The following is a 20,619-nucleotide window of genomic DNA, read 5'->3' as shown; positions in this document are numbered from 1 at the left end:
GGAAAAATATGCCAATTACATCGTTAGAAATCAAAGATAAAACTTTTAGCACACGCTTCAGAGGGTTTGATCAAGAAGAAGTAGATGAGTTTTTAGATATTGTAGTCCGTGATTATGAAGATTTGGTTCGCTCTAATCATGATAAGGATTTACAAATTAAGAGTTTGGAAGAGCGTTTGTCTTACTTTGATGAGATGAAAGATTCATTGAGTCAATCTGTATTGATTGCACAAGATACAGCAGAGCGAGTAAAACAAGCTGCAACGGAACGTTCAAACAATATTATCCAACAAGCAGAGCAAGATGCACAACGTTTGTTGGAAGAAGCTAAGTACAAGGCAAATGAAATTCTTCGTCAAGCAACTGACAATGCCAAGAAGGTTGCTGTTGAAACAGAAGAATTGAAGAACAAGAGTCGTGTCTTCCATCAACGTCTTAAATCTACAATTGAGAGCCAGTTAGCAATTGTTGAATCTTCAGATTGGGAAGATATTCTTCGCCCAACAGCGACTTATCTTCAGACAAGTGATGAAGCTTTCAAAGAAGTGGTCAGCGAAGTCTTAGGTGACTCTGTCTTGCAACAACATCCAGAGGAAGAACCAATTGATATTACTCGCCAGTTTTCTCCCGAGGAAATGGCTGAGTTGCAAGCGCGTATCGAAGCGGCTAATAAGGAACTTGCAGAAGCCGAAGCAAGAGCTGAGCAAGAACAAGTGGTTTCACCAGCTCCGGTTGTTGAAGAAAGTCCAGCTCATCCAGTTGGTCCAATGTATGAAGAGCCAGAAGTAGCTCCAAGCCATTATTCAGGACCAACACCAGCTACTGAAGCTGTAAACTCAGAACCAGGTTTTGCGGCACCGCAAGAATCTGTTACAATTTTATAAGAAATAATCTGAGAACAATATCTTATCCTTATATTTCCAGCGAGCAGGAGATGGTGTGAGTCCTGCATTCCCTAACGATAAGATTATCCTCTCAAAAACTCAAGTCTGAAGCTAGTAAGATTTGACGTTCCCCACGTTACGGGATAAGAGGGAGAAAGACTAAATCTTTTTCCGAATAAAGGTGGTACCACGATTTTCGTCCTTTTTGGCAGTCGTGGTTTTTAATTTGTTATTATTTATAAAGGAGATACAATGAAACTCAAAGATACCCTTAACCTTGGGAAAACAGCTTTCCCAATGCGTGCAGGCCTTCCTACCAAAGAGCCAGTTTGGCAAAAGGAATGGGAAGATGCAAAACTTTACCAACGTCGTCAAGAATTGAACCAAGGAAAACCTCATTTCACCTTGCATGATGGCCCTCCATACGCTAACGGAAATATCCACGTTGGACACGCTATGAACAAGATTTCAAAAGATATCATTGTTCGTTCTAAGTCTATGTCAGGATTTTATGCTCCTTATATTCCAGGTTGGGATACACATGGTCTGCCAATCGAGCAAGTTTTGGCAAAACAAGGTATCAAACGTAAAGAAATGGACTTGGTTGAGTACTTGAAACTTTGCCGTGAATATGCTCTTTCTCAAGTAGATAAACAACGCGAAGACTTCAAACGTTTGGGTGTTTCTGGTGACTGGGAAAATCCATATGTGACTTTGACTCCTGACTATGAAGCAGCTCAAATCCGTGTCTTCGGTGAAATGGCTAATAAAGGCTATATCTACCGTGGAGCGAAGCCTGTTTACTGGTCATGGTCATCAGAGTCAGCCCTTGCTGAGGCGGAAATTGAATACCACGACTTGGTTTCAACATCCCTTTACTATGCCAATAAGGTCAAAGATGGCAAAGGTGTTCTAGACACTGATACTTATATCGTCGTTTGGACAACAACTCCATTCACCATCACAGCTTCTCGCGGTTTGACAGTCGGTGCGGATATTGATTACGTCTTGGTGCAACCAGCTGGCGAAACTCGTAAGTTTGTGGTTGCTTCAGAATTGTTGAACAGTTTGTCTGAGAAATTTGGTTGGGCAGATGTTCAAGTTTTGGCTACTTACCGTGGTTCAGAATTGAACCAAATTGTGACAGAGCACCCATGGGATACAGCAGTAGATGAACTCGTTATCCTTGGTGACCATGTTACAACTGATTCTGGTACTGGTATCGTCCATACAGCTCCTGGTTTTGGTGAGGATGACTACAATGTCGGTGTTGCCAATGGGCTTGAAGTTGCTGTGACTGTTAACGAACGCGGGATCATGATGGCCAATGCTGGAGCAGAGTTCGAAGGTCAATTCTACGACAAGGTTGTGCCAACAGTTATTGAAAAACTTGGTGATTTACTTCTTGCTCAAGAAGAAATCTCTCACTCTTACCCATTTGACTGGCGTACGAAAAAACCAATCATCTGGCGTGCAGTGCCTCAATGGTTTGCTTCTGTATCTAAATTCCGCCAAGAAATCTTGGACGAAATTGAAAAAGTGAAGTTCCACTCAGAGTGGGGTAAAGTCCGTCTTTACAACATGATTCGTGACCGTGGTGACTGGGTCATCTCTCGTCAACGTGCTTGGGGAGTTCCTCTTCCAATCTTCTATGCAGAAGATGGTACACCAATCATGACAGCTGAAACCATCGAGCATGTAGCTCAACTCTTTGAAGAACATGGTTCAATCATCTGGTGGGAACGTGATGCCAAAGACCTCTTGCCAGAAGGATTTACACATCCAGGTTCACCAAATGGCGAGTTCAAGAAAGAAACAGACATCATGGACGTTTGGTTTGACTCAGGTTCATCATGGAATGGTGTCGTAGTTAATCGCCCCGAACTTAAATATCCAGCAGACCTCTACCTAGAAGGTTCTGACCAATATCGTGGTTGGTTCAACTCATCACTCATTACATCTGTTGCCAACCATGGCGTAGCACCTTACAAACAAATCTTGTCACAAGGTTTTACCTTTGATGGTAAAGGTGAGAAGATGTCTAAATCTCTTGGAAATACCATTGCCCCAAGTGATGTTGAAAAACAATTTGGTGCAGAAATCTTGCGTCTCTGGGTAACAAGTGTAGACTCAAGCAACGACGTGCGTATCTCTATGGATATCTTTAGCCAAGTCTCTGAAACTTACCGTAAGATCCGTAACACTCTTCGTTTCTTGATTGCCAATACTTCTGACTTTAACCCAGCTCAAGATTCAGTAGCTTACGATGAGCTTCGTTCAGTTGATAAGTACATGACTATCCGCTTTAACCAACTTGTTAAGACTATTCGTGACGCTTATGCTGACTTTGAATTCTTGACAATCTATAAGGCGCTTGTTAACTTTATCAATGTTGATTTGTCTGCCTTCTACCTTGATTTTGCAAAAGATGTTGTTTACATCGAAGGTGCCAAATCACTGGAACGCCGTCAGATGCAAACAGTCTTCTATGACATCCTTGTGAAAATCACCAAACTCTTGACACCAATCCTTCCTCACACTGCGGAAGAAATCTGGTCATACCTTGAGTTTGAAACAGAAGACTTTGTTCAATTGTCAGAATTGCCAGAAGCAGAGACATTTGCTAATCAAGAAGAAATCTTGGATACATGGGCTGCCTTCATGGACTTCCGTGGACAAGCTCAAAAAGCCTTGGAAGAAGCGCGTAATGCCAAAGTTATCGGGAAATCGCTTGAAGCACACTTGACAGTTTATCCAAACGAAGTGGTGAAAACTCTACTCGAAGCAGTAAACAGCAATGTGGCTCAACTTTTGATCGTGTCAGACTTGACCATCACAGAAGGACCAGCTCCAGAAGCTGCCGTTAGCTTCGAAGATGTAGCCTTCACAGTTGAACGCGCTGTAGGTGAAGTATGTGACCGTTGCCGTCGTATCGACCCAACGACAGCAGAACGCAGCTACCACGCAGTCATCTGTGACCACTGTGCAAGCATCGTAGAAGAAAACTTTGCAGACGCAGTCGCAGAAGGATTTGAAGCAAAATAAGGTTGAAAAGTCTAGGAAAACTCAATTTGAGAAGAAAAGACAACTAATTTTATAGTCTATTAAACGCATTGTATCAAGCTTGTGAACACCTGATACGATGCGTTTTTATTTATTTTGAAAATTTGCGAGGTGTGACTTTTTATACTCAACAAGAATCAAAGAGAAACTTAGCAAGCTAACAGCAGTAAGATAAAATACGAATTTGATATTGCGGATAAGATTGGAAAATTGTGTCACATTTTTACAATAATAAATTTGTGTAATTGCTTTTGATTTCTAAAAAGTATTATATTTTATTTCATATTATACAAATTTTTATTTTATAATATCAGAAAATACTTTTTTTTTTAGCAAATATGATACAATTTTATTTGAAAAAAAATAAAAAGGAGATTTTATTATGAAATCAAAAACACTTGCTTTAATTAGTGGTATCGTCGGTCTTGTGGGAGGAATTTTACTTCTTATTGGTCCTTTTGTCTTGTTGGGAACAGCGGTAAATACAGCTGCTACAACTCTTAATGGAGGAGCTACTGCAGGGGCTGTTTCAGGTGTTGCCTTACTCTTGAATGCCTTGAAGATTGCAAATCTTGTTCTTGGTATCATTGCTATTGTTTACTATAAAGGAGATAATCGTGTAGGTGCAGCTCCGTCTGTATTAATGATTGTTTCTGGTGGAGTTAGTCTCATTCCATTCTTAGGATGGGTTGGGGGGATTCTTGCCATTATTGGAGGATCTCTATTCCTTGCAACATTGAAGAAATTCAAATCAGAAGAATAAAAGGTATTTTGGCATGAAAAGAACAAAAAAGTTTATCGGTCTAGGAATAGTTCTATTATCTGTTTCTCTTCTCGTTGCATGTGGAGTACAAAATTCAAAGACTACTTCAACAAGTAATGATGAGAAGACAGTAGCAACATCTAATACCTCAAAAGAAACAATCACTCTTGATACACCGGTTGTAACAGACGATGCGATTGAATCAATACGTACTTATGCAGATTATATAGATCTTTATAAAAAGATTTTTGATGATTATTTTACTAAAGCTGAGGAAAGTTTCAAAGGCACAGCTATGGAAAATAATGAGTCGTTTACCAAACTAAAAGAGTCAACTCAAAAATTATTCGATGCGCAGAAAAAAATATATGATTTGCTAGGGTCTACTGAGCTCAAGGAAGATGATAAATCAAAATTGTCTCAACAATTGAAAGACTTTAGAGACAATTTGCAAAAACAGTTGAAAACTTTGACATCTCAACTACAGTAAGATAGAAATTTTTTTGTAGTAATTGAGAATAATTGGTTAAATTACACCCCAAATGTTAGAAAATGGGGTGTTTTTTAAAGGTTAAATAATGAAGATAGAATAGAAATAACCAAAAACAATGTGATTGTCAAACAGTCCTTTCCTTTTTGGTTTTGACTAGCTTTTTTGTGAAAAATTGTGTAAAATAGAATAGATAAACGAGGGAAAACCTCGGAAAATTTAAAGGAGAATCCATCTAATGGTAAAATTGGTTTTTGCTCGCCACGGTGAGTCTGAATGGAACAAAGCTAACCTTTTCACTGGTTGGGCTGATGTTGATTTGTCTGAAAAAGGTACACAACAAGCGATTGACGCTGGTAAATTGATCAAAGAAGCTGGTATTGAATTTGACCAAGCTTACACTTCAGTATTGAAACGTGCTATCAAAACAACAAACTTGGCTCTTGAAGCTTCTGACCAATTGTGGGTTCCAGTTGAAAAATCATGGCGCTTGAACGAACGTCACTACGGTGGTTTGACTGGTAAAAACAAAGCTGAAGCTGCTGAACAATTTGGTGATGAGCAAGTTCACATCTGGCGTCGTTCATACGATGTATTGCCTCCAAACATGGACCGTGATGATGAGCACTCAGCTCACACAGACCGTCGTTACGCTTCACTTGACGACTCAGTTATCCCAGATGCTGAAAACTTGAAAGTGACTTTGGAACGTGCCCTTCCATTCTGGGAAGATAAAATCGCTCCAGCTCTTAAAGATGGTAAAAACGTATTCGTAGGAGCTCACGGTAACTCAATCCGTGCCCTTGTAAAACACATCAAAGGTTTGTCAGATGACGAAATCATGGACGTGGAAATCCCTAACTTCCCACCATTGGTATTCGAGTTTGACGAAAAATTGAACGTAGTTTCTGAATACTACCTTGGAAAATAAAAATTGTAAGTCTAGAATTGATTTCTAGGCTTTTTATGTTAGTATGGTAGTATGATAAGGAATAAAAAACAAGATTATGTATTGGCCTACAAGAGACCAGCTTCAACAACATATAAGGGTTGGGAAGAAGAGGCCTTACCGATAGGCAATGGTTCTTTAGGAGCAAAAGTATTTGGGATTATAGGGGCTGAGAGGATTCAATTTAATGAAAAAAGTCTCTGGTCTGGTGGTCCACTTCCTGATAGTTCCGATTATCAGGGTGGAAATCTTCAGGATCAGCATAACTTTTTAGCTGAGATTCGGCGGGCTTTGGAGAAGAGAGATTACAATACTGCTAAGGAACTGGCTGAACAGCACCTAGTTGGGCCCCAAACGAGTCAATATGGGACCTATCTGTCCTTTGGGGATATTCATATTGAGTTTAGCAAGCAAGGCAAGACTTTGTCTCAGGTGACGGATTACCAGAGACAGCTTAATATCAGTAAGGCGCTTGCGAAGACTTCTTATGCCTATAAAGGGACTATGTTTAAACGAGAAGCCTTTGCCAGTTTTCCAGATGATCTCTTGGTTCAGCGTTTTACTAAGGAAGGGGCGAAAACTCTAGATTTTACTATAGAACTGTCCTTGACCCGCGATTTAGCTTCTGATGGAAAGTATGAGCAGAAAAAGTCTGATTACAAGGAATACCATCTTGATATCTCTCCTTCTCGTATCTTGATGAAGGGGCGGGTTAAGGATAATGATCTGCGGTTTGCTAGTTATCTAGCTTGGCAAACGGATGGAGACATTAGAGTCTGGTCAGATAAGGTTCAGATATCAGGAGCCAGTTATGCTAATCTCTTCTTGGCGGCTAAGACAGATTTTGCCCAAAATCCTGCTAGCAATTATCGCAAGAAACTAGATTTAGAGCAGCAAGTAAAGGACTTGGTGGACACAGCTAAAGAAAAGGGCTATGCCCAATTGAAATCAAGGCATATTGAGGACTACCAAGCTTTATTTCAGCGTGTTCAATTGGATTTGGGAGCTGATGTTGACACATTCAATACAGATGATTTGCTAAAAAATTATAAGCCACAAGCGGGGCAGGCTTTGGAGGAGTTGTTCTTCCAGTATGGACGGTATTTATTGATTAGTTCTTCCAGAGATTGTCCAGATGCTCTACCAGCTAACTTGCAAGGGGTCTGGAATGCGGTCGACAATCCTCCGTGGAATTCGGACTATCACCTGAATATCAACCTGCAGATGAATTATTGGCCAGCCTATGTTACTAATCTTCTAGAGACGGCCTTTCCGGTCATCAATTATATAGATGATTTGCGTGTCTATGGTCGTCTAGCGGCTGCAAGGTATGCAGGAATCGTCTCTCAGGAAGGGGAGGAGAATGGTTGGCTGGTTCATACTCAAGCGACTCCTTTTGGCTGGACGGCACCTGGTTGGGATTACTATTGGGGTTGGTCACCAGCTGCCAATGCGTGGATGATGCAAACTGTTTATGAAGCCTATTCATTTTATAGGGACCAAGACTATCTCAGGGAGAAAATTTATCCCATGTTGAGGGAAACAGTTCGTTTTTGGAATGCCTTTTTACATAAGGATCAGCAGGCGCAGCGTTGGGTCTCTTCTCCGTCTTATTCTCCAGAACATGGGCCGATTTCGATTGGAAATACCTATGACCAATCTCTGATTTGGCAGTTATTTCATGATTTTATTCAGGCTGCTCAGGAATTGGGGATGGATGAGGCTTTGTTGACTGAGGTTAAGGAGAAGTTTGATTTACTAAATCCTTTGCAAATCACTCAATCTGGTCGAATCAGGGAGTGGTATGAGGAGGAAGAGCAACATTTTCAAAATGAAAAAGTGGAGGCCCAGCATCGGCACGCTTCCCATCTAGTGGGACTCTATCCTGGAAATCTCTTTAGCTACAAGGGACAAGAGTATCTTGAAGCGGCGCGTGCTAGCCTCAATAATCGTGGAGATGGCGGCACAGGCTGGTCCAAGGCTAATAAGATCAATCTTTGGGCGCGTCTAGGAGATGGCAATCGAGCCTATAAATTATTAGCAGACCAGTTAAAGTCATCCACTTTGCCAAATCTTTGGTGTAGCCATCCTCCTTTTCAAATAGATGGTAATTTTGGTGCTACTAGTGGCATGGCAGAAATGTTGCTCCAGTCTCATACAGCTTATCTGGTACCTCTAGCCGCCCTACCCGATGCATGGTCAACAGGTTCCGTTTCAGGCTTAATGGCACGTGGATATTTTGAAGTTAGAATGAGGTGGGCGGATAAAAAACTCTTACAGTTGATCATTTTATCAAGAAGTGGGGGAGAATTGCGAGTCTCTTATCCAGATATTGAGAAGAGTGTGATTAAATTGGATAAAGAAAAAATAAAAGCGAAATGCATGGGGAAAGATTGTATTTCGGTGGCAACAGCAGAAGGTGATCTGGTTCAATTTTATTTTTAAGAAGGTGATATACTCTTCTAAAATCAAATTCAAACCACGTCAGCGTCGCCTTACCGTATATATGTGACTGACTTTGTCAGTCTTATCTACAACCTCAAAGCGGTGCTTTGAGCAACCTGCGGCTAGCTTCCTAGTTTGCTCTTTGATTTTCATTGAGTATTAAAAGGCAGTAAATTGAAACTGCCTTTTAATAAGGATTTGAGAATGTAAGCAGTTTCCAACTAGTTGAAAAAGCGTTATAATGGTAGTAGGAAGTAATTTGTTTGAGAGAGGGTGTGTCTTATGGCTTATATTGAGATGAAACACTGTTACAAGCGTTATCAGGTTGGGGACACGGAGATTGTAGCCAATCGCGATGTGAATTTTGAGATTGAAAAGGGTGAATTGGTTATTATTCTAGGTGCATCTGGTGCAGGCAAGTCAACGGTTCTTAACCTTCTTGGTGGAATGGATACCAATGATGAAGGAGAGATTTGGATTGATGGTGTCAATATTGCAGACTATAGTTCCCACCAGAGGACCAATTATCGTAGAAATGATGTCGGTTTTGTTTTTCAGTTTTATAATCTAGTTTCCAATCTGACAGCTAAGGAAAATGTGGAGTTGGCTTCTGAAATCGTGACAGATGCCTTGAATCCTGAGCAGGTCTTGACAGATGTAGGTCTGGCTCATCGTCTCAACAACTTTCCAGCTCAGCTTTCTGGAGGGGAGCAACAGCGAGTCTCCATTGCACGCGCGGTAGCCAAAAATCCTAAAATTCTCCTTTGTGATGAACCGACTGGAGCCTTGGATTATCAGACGGGCAAGCAAGTCTTGAAGATTCTTCAAGACATGTCTCGTCAAAAGGGAGCGACTGTTATCATCGTGACTCATAATGGAGCTTTGGCTCCCATTGCTGATCGCGTGATTCATATGCACGATGCCAGTGTCAAGGATGTGGTGATCAACCAGCATCCTCAGGATATCGATACATTGGAGTACTAGCATGATCAAGCGAAAAACCTATTGGAAGGACTTAATTCAGTCTTTCACAGCCTCCAAGGGGCGTTTTTTATCCATCTTAACCTTGATGATGTTAGGGTCTCTAGCCCTAGTAGGCCTCAAAGTGACTAGCCCCAACATGGAGGCGACAGCTAATGCTTATTTAACAACTGCTCAAACCTTGGATTTGGCAGTCATGTCTAACTATGGTTTGGATCAAGCAAATCAAGAAGAACTAGAACAGACCCAGGGCGCAGAGGTTGAGTTTGGCTATTTGACAGATGTGACTATGGAGAATGGGCAGAATGCCATTCGGCTGTACTCCAAACCAGAGAGAATTTCAACCTTTCAGCTAAGAGAGGGACGACTTCCTCAGTCCGACAAGGAAATCGCTTTGGCCACTCATTTGCAAGGCAAATACAGCGTGGGACAGGAGATTAGTTTTAAAGAAAAAGAAGAGGGTCATTCCTCTTTAAAAGACCATACTTATACCATTACTGGTTTTGTGGATTCAGCTGAAATCCTCTCCCAGCGAGATATGGGCTACGCAGCAAGTGGAAGTGGGACTCTGACAGCCTATGGGGTGATTTTACCTAGTCAGTTTGATCAGAAAGTCTACAATATAGCTCGTTTAAAATATCAAGATTTGTCAGGTTTAAATGCTTTTTCAGCAACTTATGAAGAAAAATCCAAACAGCATCAGGAAGACCTAGAACAAGCTTTGTCAGATAATGGCAAGGCACGTCTGCAAGTGTTGAAAAAAGAAGGACAAGAGTCTCTAGACAAAGGCCAAGAGACCCTTGACAAGGCTGATACTAATTTGCAGGAAGGCAAGCGTCGTTTAGCAACTGCTCAAGCTCGTTTACAGGATCAGGAAAGTCAACTAGCCTTGCTTCCTCAAGCTCAGAGAGAGCAGGCTAGTGCTCAACTTGTCCAAGCCAAGCAGGAATTGAGCAAGGAAGAGGATAAACTAAAGCAGGCTGAACAAAATCTAGCCCAAGAAAAGGAAAAATTAGAAAAACATCAGCAAGTCTTGGATGATTTAGCTGAGCCCAAGTATCAAGTCTATAATCGGCAAACCATGCCAGGTGGTCAAGGCTACCTCATGTACAGTAATGCTTCAGCCAGTATTCGGGCAGTGGGCAATATCTTTCCTGTAGTGCTTTATGCCGTAGCAGCTATGGTGACCTTTACAACCATGACTCGTTTTGTGGATGAAGAGCGAACTCATGCAGGGATTTTTAAGGCCCTGGGCTATCGCAGTAAGGATATTATCGCCAAGTTTCTCCTTTATGGTCTAGTAGCTGGGACTGTCGGAACAGCTCTAGGTAGTATACTTGGACATTATTTACTAGCCGGTGTGATTTCAAGTGTTATTACAAAAGGTATGGTAGTGGGAGAAACCCAGATTCAGTTCTATTGGACCTATAGCTTTCTGGCTCTTGTCTTGAGTTGGTTGGCGAGTGTGTTACCAGCCTACTTGGTAGCTCGTAGGGAACTTCATGACGAAGCAGCCCAGCTTTTACTGCCTAAACCTCCTGTTAAAGGAGCTAAAATCTTACTAGAGCGCATCGGTTTTATCTGGCGTCGTCTCAGTTTTACCCATAAGGTAACAGCCCGCAATATTTTCCGTTATAAGCAGCGTATGTTGATGACGATCTTTGGTGTGGCAGGTTCAGTCGCTCTGCTCTTTGCAGGTTTGGGAATCCAATCCTCTGTAGCAGGAGTTCCGTCTAGACAGTTTCAACAAATCCAACAGTATCAGATGATTGTCTCTGAAAATCCTAGTGCGACCAATCAGGATAAGGCAAATCTAGAAGAAGTGTTGAAAGGGCAGGACATCCAAGCCTACCAGAAAATCTATTCAAAAACGCTAGACAAGGATTTCAAAGGTAAGGCGGGTCTTCAGACAATTACCCTTATGATGACAGAGAAGGAGGATTTGACTCCCTTTATTCATCTGCAAAATCGTCAGCAGGAGATGACATTAAAAGATGGCGTCGTTATTACAGCTAAACTTGCCCAACTGGCAGGTGTCAAGGTTGGGCAGACTCTAGAAATTGAAGGTAAGGAACTAACGGTCGCTGCTATTACTGAGAACTACGTTGGTCACTTTATTTATATGAGTCAGGCTAGCTATGAGCAACTTTACGGACAGGTACCCCAAGCCAACACTTATCTGGTTTCGCTAAGGGATACCAGTGCAACTAGTATCGAAAGACAGGCAGGCTTGCTTATGAATCAATCTGCGGTGTCCAGCGTTGTCCAAAATTCTTCAGCCATTCGACTCTTTGACTCAGTCGCAAGTTCACTCAATCAGACCATGACCATCTTGGTTATCGTGTCGGTTCTATTGGCTATTGTTATCCTTTACAATCTAACCAACATTAACGTAGCTGAGAGAATCCGTGAACTCTCCACTATTAAGGTTCTCGGTTTTCATAATAATGAAGTCACTCTCTACATTTACCGTGAGACGATTGTGCTGTCCCTTGTGGGAATCGTACTTGGTTTGGTATCTGGTTTCTATTTACATCAATTTTTGATTCAAATGATTTCGCCTGCGACTATTCTCTTTTATCCGCAGGTAAGCTGGGAAGTATATGTAATCCCAGTGGTAGCAGTAAGCATCATTTTGACCCTGCTTGGCTTCTTTGTCAATCATCATCTGAGAAAGGTTGATATGCTTGAAGCCTTGAAATCTGTAGAGTAATTTAGTTGTTTTTATCAGATCGAACTTGAATTTACTCGTAAATCATGACCACCCGCATAGCGGGTGGTTTTTTTGTCTCGCACCTAACGGAGCGAGACGGACTAATAGTCACATAATTATAAGGCTGATAGTATTAATTTCACTATCAGCCTTACAGGTTATTTAACGTTTCAGAAAAACTATAATGTCAAGATTAACTAAACAGTATCTAATTCCTTCAAATAATTTTCTATCTTCATCAACATTAAAGGATTGTTATAAATCTTACATAACTCTCTTGCTTCTATATAATAATTTTTGACTTGTTCTTTGTCTAGAAATTTGGCTCCAGCATTTCCTACAAGAATAAGTAGAGGAGCCAGTTGGTAGCTTGTCTGTCTTTGTTTACAGAGTTCAATCGTCTCAAGAGCTTCTTGGATGGCTTCGTTATATTTTTCCTTTGACACTAGGTAGTGAGCGTAGTTGTAACGAACTCTGATGTAGCCAAATAAAAACTCTTGATGCTCAAAATTTTTTGTCTGATATAACTCCATTAAATGAGAGTAGTTTGCCTCATATTCTTGTTCACGACCCACTAAGGAATAGAAATTAGATAGAGTATTCAATGCCTTTAAATAAATCAGAGTATTTGAAGAGACTTTTAATAATATATTTTCCAATGAAGAAATTGCCTCACACTTACTGTCATATTGATAGAAGTCAATAATAGCTTTAATCCATTCAAGGTAAGTTCGGTCTTCTAGTGTTAGAAAAGTACTTCGTTCAATCTCTATTCTATAAATATATTCCAAATTGTCATAATTTCTGTCATCTAATAGTCGAGCAGATAATTGCTTGAAATTAGAGAGATTAGATTTAATTTCAATTTGTTCATTAAAAAAATAATCTAATGGTACTTCAAGTCGCTGTGAGAGTTTGAACAAAAGGTCTGCGGAGGGAATGAAATGCCCTCTCTCAATTTTACTAATCTGGCTTTGTTCACAAATTCCTTCTGCAAGAGTTTGTTGGGAGAGTCTCAACTCTTTTCTTTTCAATCTGAATTTCTCTGCGAGTGTATTCATTAAAGATAATAAACCTTCCTATTTACTTAATTTCATTATAAAATTTTTAGTTCAAAATAGTAAGTTAAAGAAACAAATAATTCTTTATGGTAATAAATAAAAAAAAGTCAAAAATTACATAAAAATGCTTGGCTACATAAAATATATCTGTTAAAATAAGAATAACGAAAAAGAAAAGGGTTTCACGAATGAAGAAAAATTGTGGAATTCAAAAATTAGCTATATTAGCATTACTAGGGGTTTTTACGTTTAGTAATACAATTCCTTACCAACAGTTTATTCAGAAGAATAAACAATTGGAGATTCGAGTGCAATCACAAAAGAAGTCCAATGGTCTTGATGTTGGGAAGGCTGATTGATGTCGTATTACTTTAAAATTCAACTATTTAGAGAAAGGTATTCTTATGAGAGCTTGTAACAATACCAGATAGATATAAGAATGGAGATGTTTGATAAAATGCTTTCATAGCTAACCAACTGTTGAAAATTATGAGTTACAAAATCTAAAGTATTTAAGATTAGTTTATAAAATTAGGTCTCTGCCTGTAGAAAGGAACGTGCAGTTAGAAAGGAGGAAAAAATAGGATACTATAATTCAGACTGAGATTTCTAATTAAAATATGTAGTTGCATCATCCCTTGCCGTTTTGGCATTTAGTTTGGCTCTTCCTGTTTTGGTAGCTTCTCACCGTGGTGGCGAGTGGACCTATGGAGGCTATCATGATCCAAATAATTGGGGAGCAAGTTACATTTGATGCGGGATGGTAAAGAATAATTGAAGAAGATTCTTTTATCAATAGTTTATTAAGCTTGTTAGTTTATAGAGGGCATGGGTATTTCTGTCCTCTATTTTAGAATAAGGAATGCACTATGAAAAAATTATTTATACTCATATCCAACCTGCTTGCTAGTTTGTTCTTTGTTTGGGTATTTACCATTTGGACTGATACATATGTCTCCTATTATTACCCCAACGTTGTTGTACGTGATTCTTCCCCTGAAACAACTTTTCAGCATGTTGCTACACGCTTGGAAAAACTAGCAGAAGAAACGGATAGCTTTATTGCGATTCAACACCAAGATCCTAACTCAGAAGGTACTCCAGTGTTTTCTTATACGACCTTTGGGAACGAAAAGTTGCCTGATGGGCTACAGGAAAAAAATCTAGAAGATGCTCAAAGTAGTAGTGTTGAAACAAACTATTTTGTATTCGATGGAAACCTAGATATTCACTTGCTAAGGGAGGAGCTAAGTCAACTTGGCTTGACTAACATGCACCTGACAATTCCATCTAAACTATCTACGTTAATGGCTATCTTTAGTAACGGATTTCAGTTAATCAGTCTATTGATTTTCATCTTAACCTTTGGAGCACTGACTTTAATTAGTCAAATTAGCCAATTACGGTCGTCGGGCATTCGCCTCATTTCAGGAGAGAAACGGTGGTCCATTTTCCTTAGACCAGTTGGTGAGGATTTGAAAGGGATAGCTGTTGGTTTCAGTTTAGCTGGCGTGCTCGCCATTCTTATGCAAAAAATTCTGTCGCTTCCAACGCAATCCCTAATGACCATAGGAGAAGGCTTGCTCTGTTATAATCTCATCTTGTTGTCGATCTCCCTGTTTTTCGCTCAACTCTTCGCAGTTGGGATAAAAAAGATACACCTGATGCAGATTATAAAAGGGCAAGTGCCTGTCAGAGGAATCATTAGTTTGATTTTAATCGGTCAACTATTAGCGATTATTATTGTAACGCTGGGAATAGGGAGTAGCTTAAAGTATTCCCAAGCCTGGCAACAGCATCGGATTGGACAAGAGGCTTGGAGCCAGGAAAGGCAACTGATTATCCTATCAATCAGCCGTGAAGGAACGAGTCCTGGTTTTGATGAACAAGCTCAAAGGAAACTCAGAACTTGGTATCAATTGATGGATCTGGCTGTTTCAGAACAAAAGGCTTTCTTATCTAGACACCAGTTAATTGACCGTACTTTGCAAAATGGCATGGCTTCCTCCAAAAACTTTATAACCTCTACAGAATGGCACGATTACAGCCCGAATGGCAATGTCCTTATCGTCACACCGCAATACTTGAAGCGTCAAAACATTCCTGTAGATACAACTATTGAGCAAAAGATGAATCACCTTGATGTAGGGGAGTTTGTCTTATTGCTGCCTGAACACCTCCGTTCAGAGGAAGAACATTATAAATCTGTTTTTGAAGACGACTTAACCAGTCGCATGTCTAGTCGAGATGAACGACAGCAAATGACTGCTACAGTAGGTTATTTAGAATCAGGTCAGGATCGTTTTGTGTATAATACGACCCCTATTTCTTACCAGCAGTTTTTGAAAGATCCAATCATCATTGTTATAACACCCCAATCAACTGGTCCACAGTCCGTTTTGTTTTGGGTAGACGCAGTACAGAACTACGTTCTCTTTAATCAATTGTCTGATGCCCAGGAGCTTATCCAGAGACAAGGCATTGAAAATTGGGTCTCAGAAATGCAAACAGGTTACCACAACTACATCACATTATTGGATAATATCCAGAGGGAACGTTGGGTAATGCTAGCAGGAGCTGTGCTTGGGATTGCAACTTCAATCTTGTTGTTTAACACTATGAATAGGCTCTACTTTGAAGAATTTAGACGTGCCATTTTTATCAAACGCATTGCAGGTCTCAGGTTCTTAGAAATCCATCGCACTTATCTCTTTGCTCAACTGGGTGTGTTTTTACTGGGATTTGTTGCGAGTATATTTCTTATGGTAGAGATAGTAGTTGCTTTCTTAGTCTCGTTACTCTTTACTGGTCTATCTCTTTTACAGTTACATGTACAAATGCAGAAAGAAAACAAGATGTCCATGCTTGTTTTGAAGGGAGGTTAATATGATTGAACTTAAACAGGTGAGTAAATCTTTTGGAGAACGAGAGTTATTTTCGAATCTTTCAATAACATTTGAGGCTGGAAAAGTCTATGCATTAATTGGTTCAAGTGGTAGCGGAAAAACAACCTTGATGAACATGATTGGGAAATTAGAATCTTATGATGGCACGATTTTTTACCGAGGTAAAGACTTGGCCAATTATAAATCGAGTGATTTTTTCCGTCACGAATTGGGCTACCTCTTCCAGAACTTTGGCTTAATTGAAAACCAAAGTATTGAAGAAAACCTTAAGCTAGGTCTCATTGGTCAAAAGTTGAGTCGGTCGGAACAGCGGTTGAGGCAGAAGCAGGCTTTAGAACAGGTCGGCCTGGCTTATCTTGACCTAGATAAGCGCATCTTTGAGTTATCGGGCGGAGAATCGCAACGGGTTGCCTTGGCAAAAGTTATCTTAAAGAATCCACCCCTTATTCTGGCGGATGAGCCAACAGCTTCAATAGACCCAGCAACCTCTCAGTTGATTATGGAGATTTTGCTATCTCTTCGAGATGATAATAGGCTAATCATTATCGCAACACATAATCCGGCAATTTGGGAGATGGCTGATGAAGTGTTCACGATGGATCGTCTGAAATAAAAATCCTTTAAACTGCAAAAAATCTTAATAATTGAAAGTTTGGTAGATGATATTTTGCAATTTTCTCTCAGAATCAATAATAGTGTAGGAGAGATTTTCCTCCTACAACCGTTTCAAAAGAAATATTTACCCATTGGGAGAAGATGTTGCAGTGGATAATGTGTTACTCACTGAAAAATATAATTTTCAACTAAAAGATTTTGAAGGATTCATTTCAAAATAAACAATAATTAAAGAATAAGAAAAATCCTCCGTTTCAAAGAGCAGAAAACTCTTTGTGACAGAGGATTTTTTTCTATAGGGCTTTAGTTGCTGCAATTGCGGCTTCGAAGTTTGGTTCAGAGTTGATATTGTCCACGTATTCAACGTAGCGAATAGTATTGTCGGTATCAAGGACAAAGACTGCGCGTGCCAATAGGTGCCATTCATTGATTAAGAGGGCATAGTCACGTCCAAAGGAATGGTCAAAATAGTCTGAGAGCATGATGGCATTTTCAATACCTTCAGCACCGCACCAACGTTTTTGGGCAAAGGGTAGGTCCATGGAAACAGTCAAGACGACCGTGTTGTCCAGTCCAGTCAGTTCTTGGTTAAAACGACGCGTTTGAGTTGAGCAGATGCCTGTATCAATAGAAGGCACGACACTCAAAACTTTTTTCTTGCCATCAAAATCAGATAAAGATTTTTTAGAAAGGTCTGTTGTAGTGAGTGAAAAATCAAGTGCCTTGTCACCGACTTGTAGTTGTTTACCTGTAAAGCTCACAGGATTTCCGAGAAAAGTTACCATAAGATACTCCAATCTTTTTTCTTCCATTTTAGCTGAAACAGTCAGAATTTTCCAATGATTTGACCGGAAATATGGGCAGAAAAAAAACGTCAGCTCACGTGAGAATGACGTTTTTCAGATTTTTTATCTATTTGATATTTCTCGAAGGTAGTGCGGACGGGAGCAACTTCCTTCGGAATTTCATCCCTAATTTTTGAGCCTTAGGTCTCAAAAATTCCGTCCTAGATAAGATCAAAGTTCTTATCTAGGATACCACTACAGTGAGAAATATCTGGTATAGCTCACTTCGTTCGTACTGATTTAAGAAATATCTATTCTTATAAATGATGTTTTGTAGTTGGAGATAGAACTAACAAAGCTAGTACTAGAAGTAATGTAAAGAGAGTCAAGAACCTAGGCATAGATAAACCAATAGCTAGCTTATTTTGCCAATCCTTCAGCAATCTTGTCAAGGTTGTATTTCATCATGTTGTAGTAGCTGTCGCCTTCTTTACCTTGTTCTGCGATAGAGTCAGTAAAGATTTGTGCGTAGATTGGGATGTTTGTGTCTTGTGAAACAGTCTTCATTGGACGGTCATCCACACTTGATTCTACAAAGAGGGAAGGAGTTTTTGTTTGGCGAAGTTTTTCAACCAAGGTCTTGATTTGGTCAGGAGTTCCTTCTTCTTCAGTATTGATTTCCCAAATATAGGCACTTGGGACACCGTAGGCTTTAGAGAAGTATTTGAAGCATCCTTCGCTGGTTACGATGAGTTTTTTCTCAGCAGGGATGTTGTTAAATTTCTCCTTAGCTTCCTTGTCAAGTTTGTCTAGCTTATCAGTATATTCTTTGAGATTTTTTTCGTAGAATTCCTTATTGCTAGGGTCTTTGGCGCTCAATTGTTTTGCGATATTTTTAGCAAAAATCATACCGTTTTCAAGGTTAAGCCAAGCGTGTGGGTCTTCTTTGCCTTTTTCGTTTTGGCCTTCAAGGTAGATAACATCAACGCCTTCGCTGACTGCAAAGTAGTCTTTGTTTTCAGTTTTCTTGGCATTTTCTACCAATTTTGTAAACCAAGCATTGCCACCTGTTTCAAGGTTGATACCGTTATAGAAAATCAAATCAGCTTGAGAAGTTTTCTTAACGTCTTCAGGAAGTGGTTCGTATTCGTGTGGGTCTTGACCAACAGGAACGATACTGTGAAGATCAATCTTGTCACCAGCAATATTTTTAGTAATATCAGCGATGATTGAGTTTGTGGCAACAACTTTTAGTTTTTGACCAGAAGCTGCATCTTTTTTTCCGCTAGCACATGCTACAAGAACAATGGCGGAAAGAAAGAGAACGAGTAATGTACCTAATTTTTTCATTAGATCCTCCAATTTATTGGGGTTTTGCCCCTTATTTTAACAAATGTTTATTTTTCAGTTTCAAATATCGTTGTTTTGGAGCGATAAAGAAGCTAATGAGAAAGAAACTAGCGGCTGTAAGCACGATACTAGAACCTGCTGCAACGTTAAAGCTATAGCCGATAAAGAGCCCCAAAACTGAAGCTGTCGCTCCAAATGTTGAGGAAAGGAAAATCATACTTTTCAGGCTATTAGCATACAGATAAGCAGTTGCTGCTGGGGTAATCAGCATGGCTACAATCAGGATAGTTCCGACACTTTGCATGGCTGTCACAGACACGAGAGTCAGGAGTACCATGAGAAGGTAGTGATAGAAATTGACAGGCATTCCCATGGCTTTAGCCAAGAGTTCATCAAAGGATGTTATCAAGAGTTGCTTGAAGAAAATCCAGATTAACAAGAGAATGGCTGCTCCTACACCCATAGTAATAAACATATCCGTATCTTGGACGGCCAGGATATTACCAAAAAGGATATGGAAAAGGTCAGTTGAACTTTTAGCGACACTAATCAAGATGATACCGAGGGCTAAGAAAGAAGAAAAGGTAATGCCGATGGCGGTATCGCTTTTGATAATCGAGTTCCCCTTGATGTAGGTAATGATGATAGCAGCTAGTAGCCCAAAGACAATGGCTCCGATAAAGAAGTCAAGGCCCAAGATGAAGGAGAGGGCTACACCTGGTAAGACAGCATGTGAAATGGCATCTCCCATGAGTGACATCCCGCGTAGAATGATGAAACATCCTACAGCTCCAGCTACGACCCCGATGACAATGGCTGTTATCAAGGCATTTTGTAAGAAATGGAATTTTTGCAATCCATCGATAAATTCTGCAATCATAGGTCACCTCCATTGAAAAAGAGTCGATTACCGTAAGCTTCTTTGAGATTGGCTTCGGTAAAGGTTTCTTTGGTTGGACCAAAGGCAATCACTTCTCGATTGACAAGCAAGACTTGATCGAAGTAGTGGGCAACCTTGCTGAGGTCGTGGTGGACGATGAGAACCGTCTTCCCAGCTTTTTTCAGATCTCTCAGCGTATTCATGATGATTTCCTCACTAACAGAGTCAATCCCAACAAAGGGTTCATCCAAGAGGATATAGTCGGCTTCCTGAACCAAACATCTGGCAATCAAGACCCGCTGGAATTGACCTCCAGACAGTTGACTGATTTGCCGTTCTGCGTAGTCAGCTAGCCCGACGATTTCAAGGGCTTCTTGCACTTTCTTCCAATGTTTAGCATTTAAACTTCGAAAGAGAGGGATAGAGGGAAAGAGTCCTAGAGAGACACATTCCTTGACCTTGATGGGAAAGTTGTAGTCGATATTGATTTTTTGTTCGACATAGGCGATTCGGTGTAAGGATTTTTTAACTTCCTTGTCATCGAGAAATGCCTGACCTTGATGTGGGATAATTCCCAGCATCCCTTTTAATAGTGTTGATTTCCCAGCACCGTTTGGACCAATGATACCGGTAATTGTTGGTCCATGGAGCACTAGTGAAATATCCTTAAGTGCCAACGTTTCTTTGTAGGAGACACTGAGGTTTTCGATACGTATCATAAATTTATATTCCTC

The 20,619-nt window shown here is 40.2% G+C and carries 16 protein-coding genes; 11 read left to right on the top strand and 5 right to left on the bottom strand.

The window, feature by feature from the left end:
- Positions 1-8 precede the first annotated feature (8 nt).
- The 8 genes from QM956_RS01185 to QM956_RS01150 all read left to right on the top strand — a co-directional run bounded on the left by QM956_RS01185 (position 9) and on the right by QM956_RS01150 (position 12,288).
- Positions 9-884: a DivIVA domain-containing protein gene (locus tag QM956_RS01185; RefSeq protein ID WP_049544857.1), complete on the top strand. Its 876-nt coding sequence runs from the start codon at positions 9-11 to the stop codon at positions 882-884.
- A 252-nt stretch (positions 885-1,136) separates the two neighbouring features.
- A complete protein-coding gene (ileS, locus tag QM956_RS01180; protein WP_414302106.1) occupies positions 1,137-3,929 on the top strand; it encodes an isoleucine--tRNA ligase in 2,793 nt (930 codons plus the stop codon).
- 400 nt (positions 3,930-4,329) lie between these two features.
- The gene (locus tag QM956_RS01175; protein WP_000837844.1) at positions 4,330-4,710 is read left to right on the top strand and encodes a hypothetical protein; all 381 of its coding nucleotides are present in this window, start codon (positions 4,330-4,332) and stop codon (positions 4,708-4,710) included.
- A gap of 13 nt (positions 4,711-4,723) precedes the next feature.
- Positions 4,724-5,200, top strand: coding sequence for a hypothetical protein (locus tag QM956_RS01170; RefSeq protein ID WP_049546526.1), 477 nt, complete (start codon positions 4,724-4,726; stop codon positions 5,198-5,200).
- Between the two features lie 238 nt (positions 5,201-5,438).
- Positions 5,439-6,131: a phosphoglycerate mutase gene (locus QM956_RS01165; RefSeq protein WP_000240129.1), complete on the top strand. Its 693-nt coding sequence runs from the start codon at positions 5,439-5,441 to the stop codon at positions 6,129-6,131.
- 51 nt (positions 6,132-6,182) lie between these two features.
- A complete protein-coding gene (locus tag QM956_RS01160; protein ID WP_414302105.1) occupies positions 6,183-8,594 on the top strand; it encodes a glycoside hydrolase family 95 protein in 2,412 nt (803 codons plus the stop codon).
- Positions 8,595-8,876: 282 nt separating this feature from the next.
- The gene (locus QM956_RS01155) at positions 8,877-9,578 is read left to right on the top strand and encodes an ABC transporter ATP-binding protein (protein ID WP_084924066.1); all 702 of its coding nucleotides are present in this window, start codon (positions 8,877-8,879) and stop codon (positions 9,576-9,578) included.
- 1 nt (position 9,579) lies between these two features.
- Entirely contained in the window at positions 9,580-12,288 is a 2,709-nt protein-coding gene (locus QM956_RS01150; RefSeq protein WP_261020810.1) for an ABC transporter permease, read from the top strand.
- A 197-nt stretch (positions 12,289-12,485) separates the two neighbouring features.
- On the opposite strand, the gene QM956_RS01145 is transcribed toward QM956_RS01150, so the two are convergent.
- On the bottom strand, positions 12,486-13,349 hold the full coding sequence (locus tag QM956_RS01145; protein ID WP_004247195.1) for a helix-turn-helix domain-containing protein: 864 nt from the start codon (positions 13,347-13,349) through the stop codon (positions 12,486-12,488).
- 188 nt (positions 13,350-13,537) lie between these two features.
- Between QM956_RS01145 and QM956_RS01140 the strand changes: the two genes are divergently transcribed.
- From QM956_RS01140 to QM956_RS01130, 3 genes are all read left to right on the top strand, one after another.
- A complete protein-coding gene (locus QM956_RS01140) occupies positions 13,538-13,708 on the top strand; it encodes a PhrA family quorum-sensing system peptide (protein ID WP_084925426.1) in 171 nt (56 codons plus the stop codon).
- Between the two features lie 510 nt (positions 13,709-14,218).
- Positions 14,219-16,234, top strand: a complete 2,016-nt coding sequence (locus QM956_RS01135; protein WP_414302104.1) for a bacteriocin-associated integral membrane family protein — start codon at positions 14,219-14,221, stop codon at positions 16,232-16,234.
- A 1-nt stretch (position 16,235) separates the two neighbouring features.
- The gene (locus QM956_RS01130; RefSeq protein ID WP_000571409.1) at positions 16,236-16,868 is read left to right on the top strand and encodes an ABC transporter ATP-binding protein; all 633 of its coding nucleotides are present in this window, start codon (positions 16,236-16,238) and stop codon (positions 16,866-16,868) included.
- A gap of 295 nt (positions 16,869-17,163) precedes the next feature.
- On the opposite strand, the gene tpx is transcribed toward QM956_RS01130, so the two are convergent.
- The 4 genes from tpx to QM956_RS01110 form a co-directional block, all read right to left on the bottom strand.
- The gene (tpx, locus tag QM956_RS01125; protein WP_414302103.1) at positions 17,164-17,655 is read right to left on the bottom strand and encodes a thiol peroxidase; all 492 of its coding nucleotides are present in this window, start codon (positions 17,653-17,655) and stop codon (positions 17,164-17,166) included.
- 420 nt (positions 17,656-18,075) lie between these two features.
- The gene (gene psaA / locus QM956_RS01120; protein ID WP_033682181.1) at positions 18,076-19,005 is read right to left on the bottom strand and encodes a metal ABC transporter substrate-binding lipoprotein/adhesin PsaA; all 930 of its coding nucleotides are present in this window, start codon (positions 19,003-19,005) and stop codon (positions 18,076-18,078) included.
- Positions 19,006-19,036: 31 nt separating this feature from the next.
- Positions 19,037-19,885 carry a metal ABC transporter permease gene (locus tag QM956_RS01115; RefSeq protein ID WP_000559776.1) on the bottom strand — a complete coding sequence of 283 codons (849 nt, stop codon included), beginning with the start codon at positions 19,883-19,885 and terminating at the stop codon, positions 19,037-19,039.
- Positions 19,882-20,604 carry a metal ABC transporter ATP-binding protein gene (locus QM956_RS01110; protein WP_084925687.1) on the bottom strand — a complete coding sequence of 241 codons (723 nt, stop codon included), beginning with the start codon at positions 20,602-20,604 and terminating at the stop codon, positions 19,882-19,884. The genes QM956_RS01115 and QM956_RS01110 overlap by 4 nt, the downstream gene beginning before the upstream one ends.
- Positions 20,605-20,619: the final 15 nt, after the last annotated feature.

The sequence above is a fragment of the Streptococcus mitis genome, from assembly GCF_047460035.1.
Lineage (GTDB): Bacteria > Bacillota > Bacilli > Lactobacillales > Streptococcaceae > Streptococcus > Streptococcus mitis_DW.
This window is presented reverse-complemented; position numbering and strand designations above follow the sequence as displayed.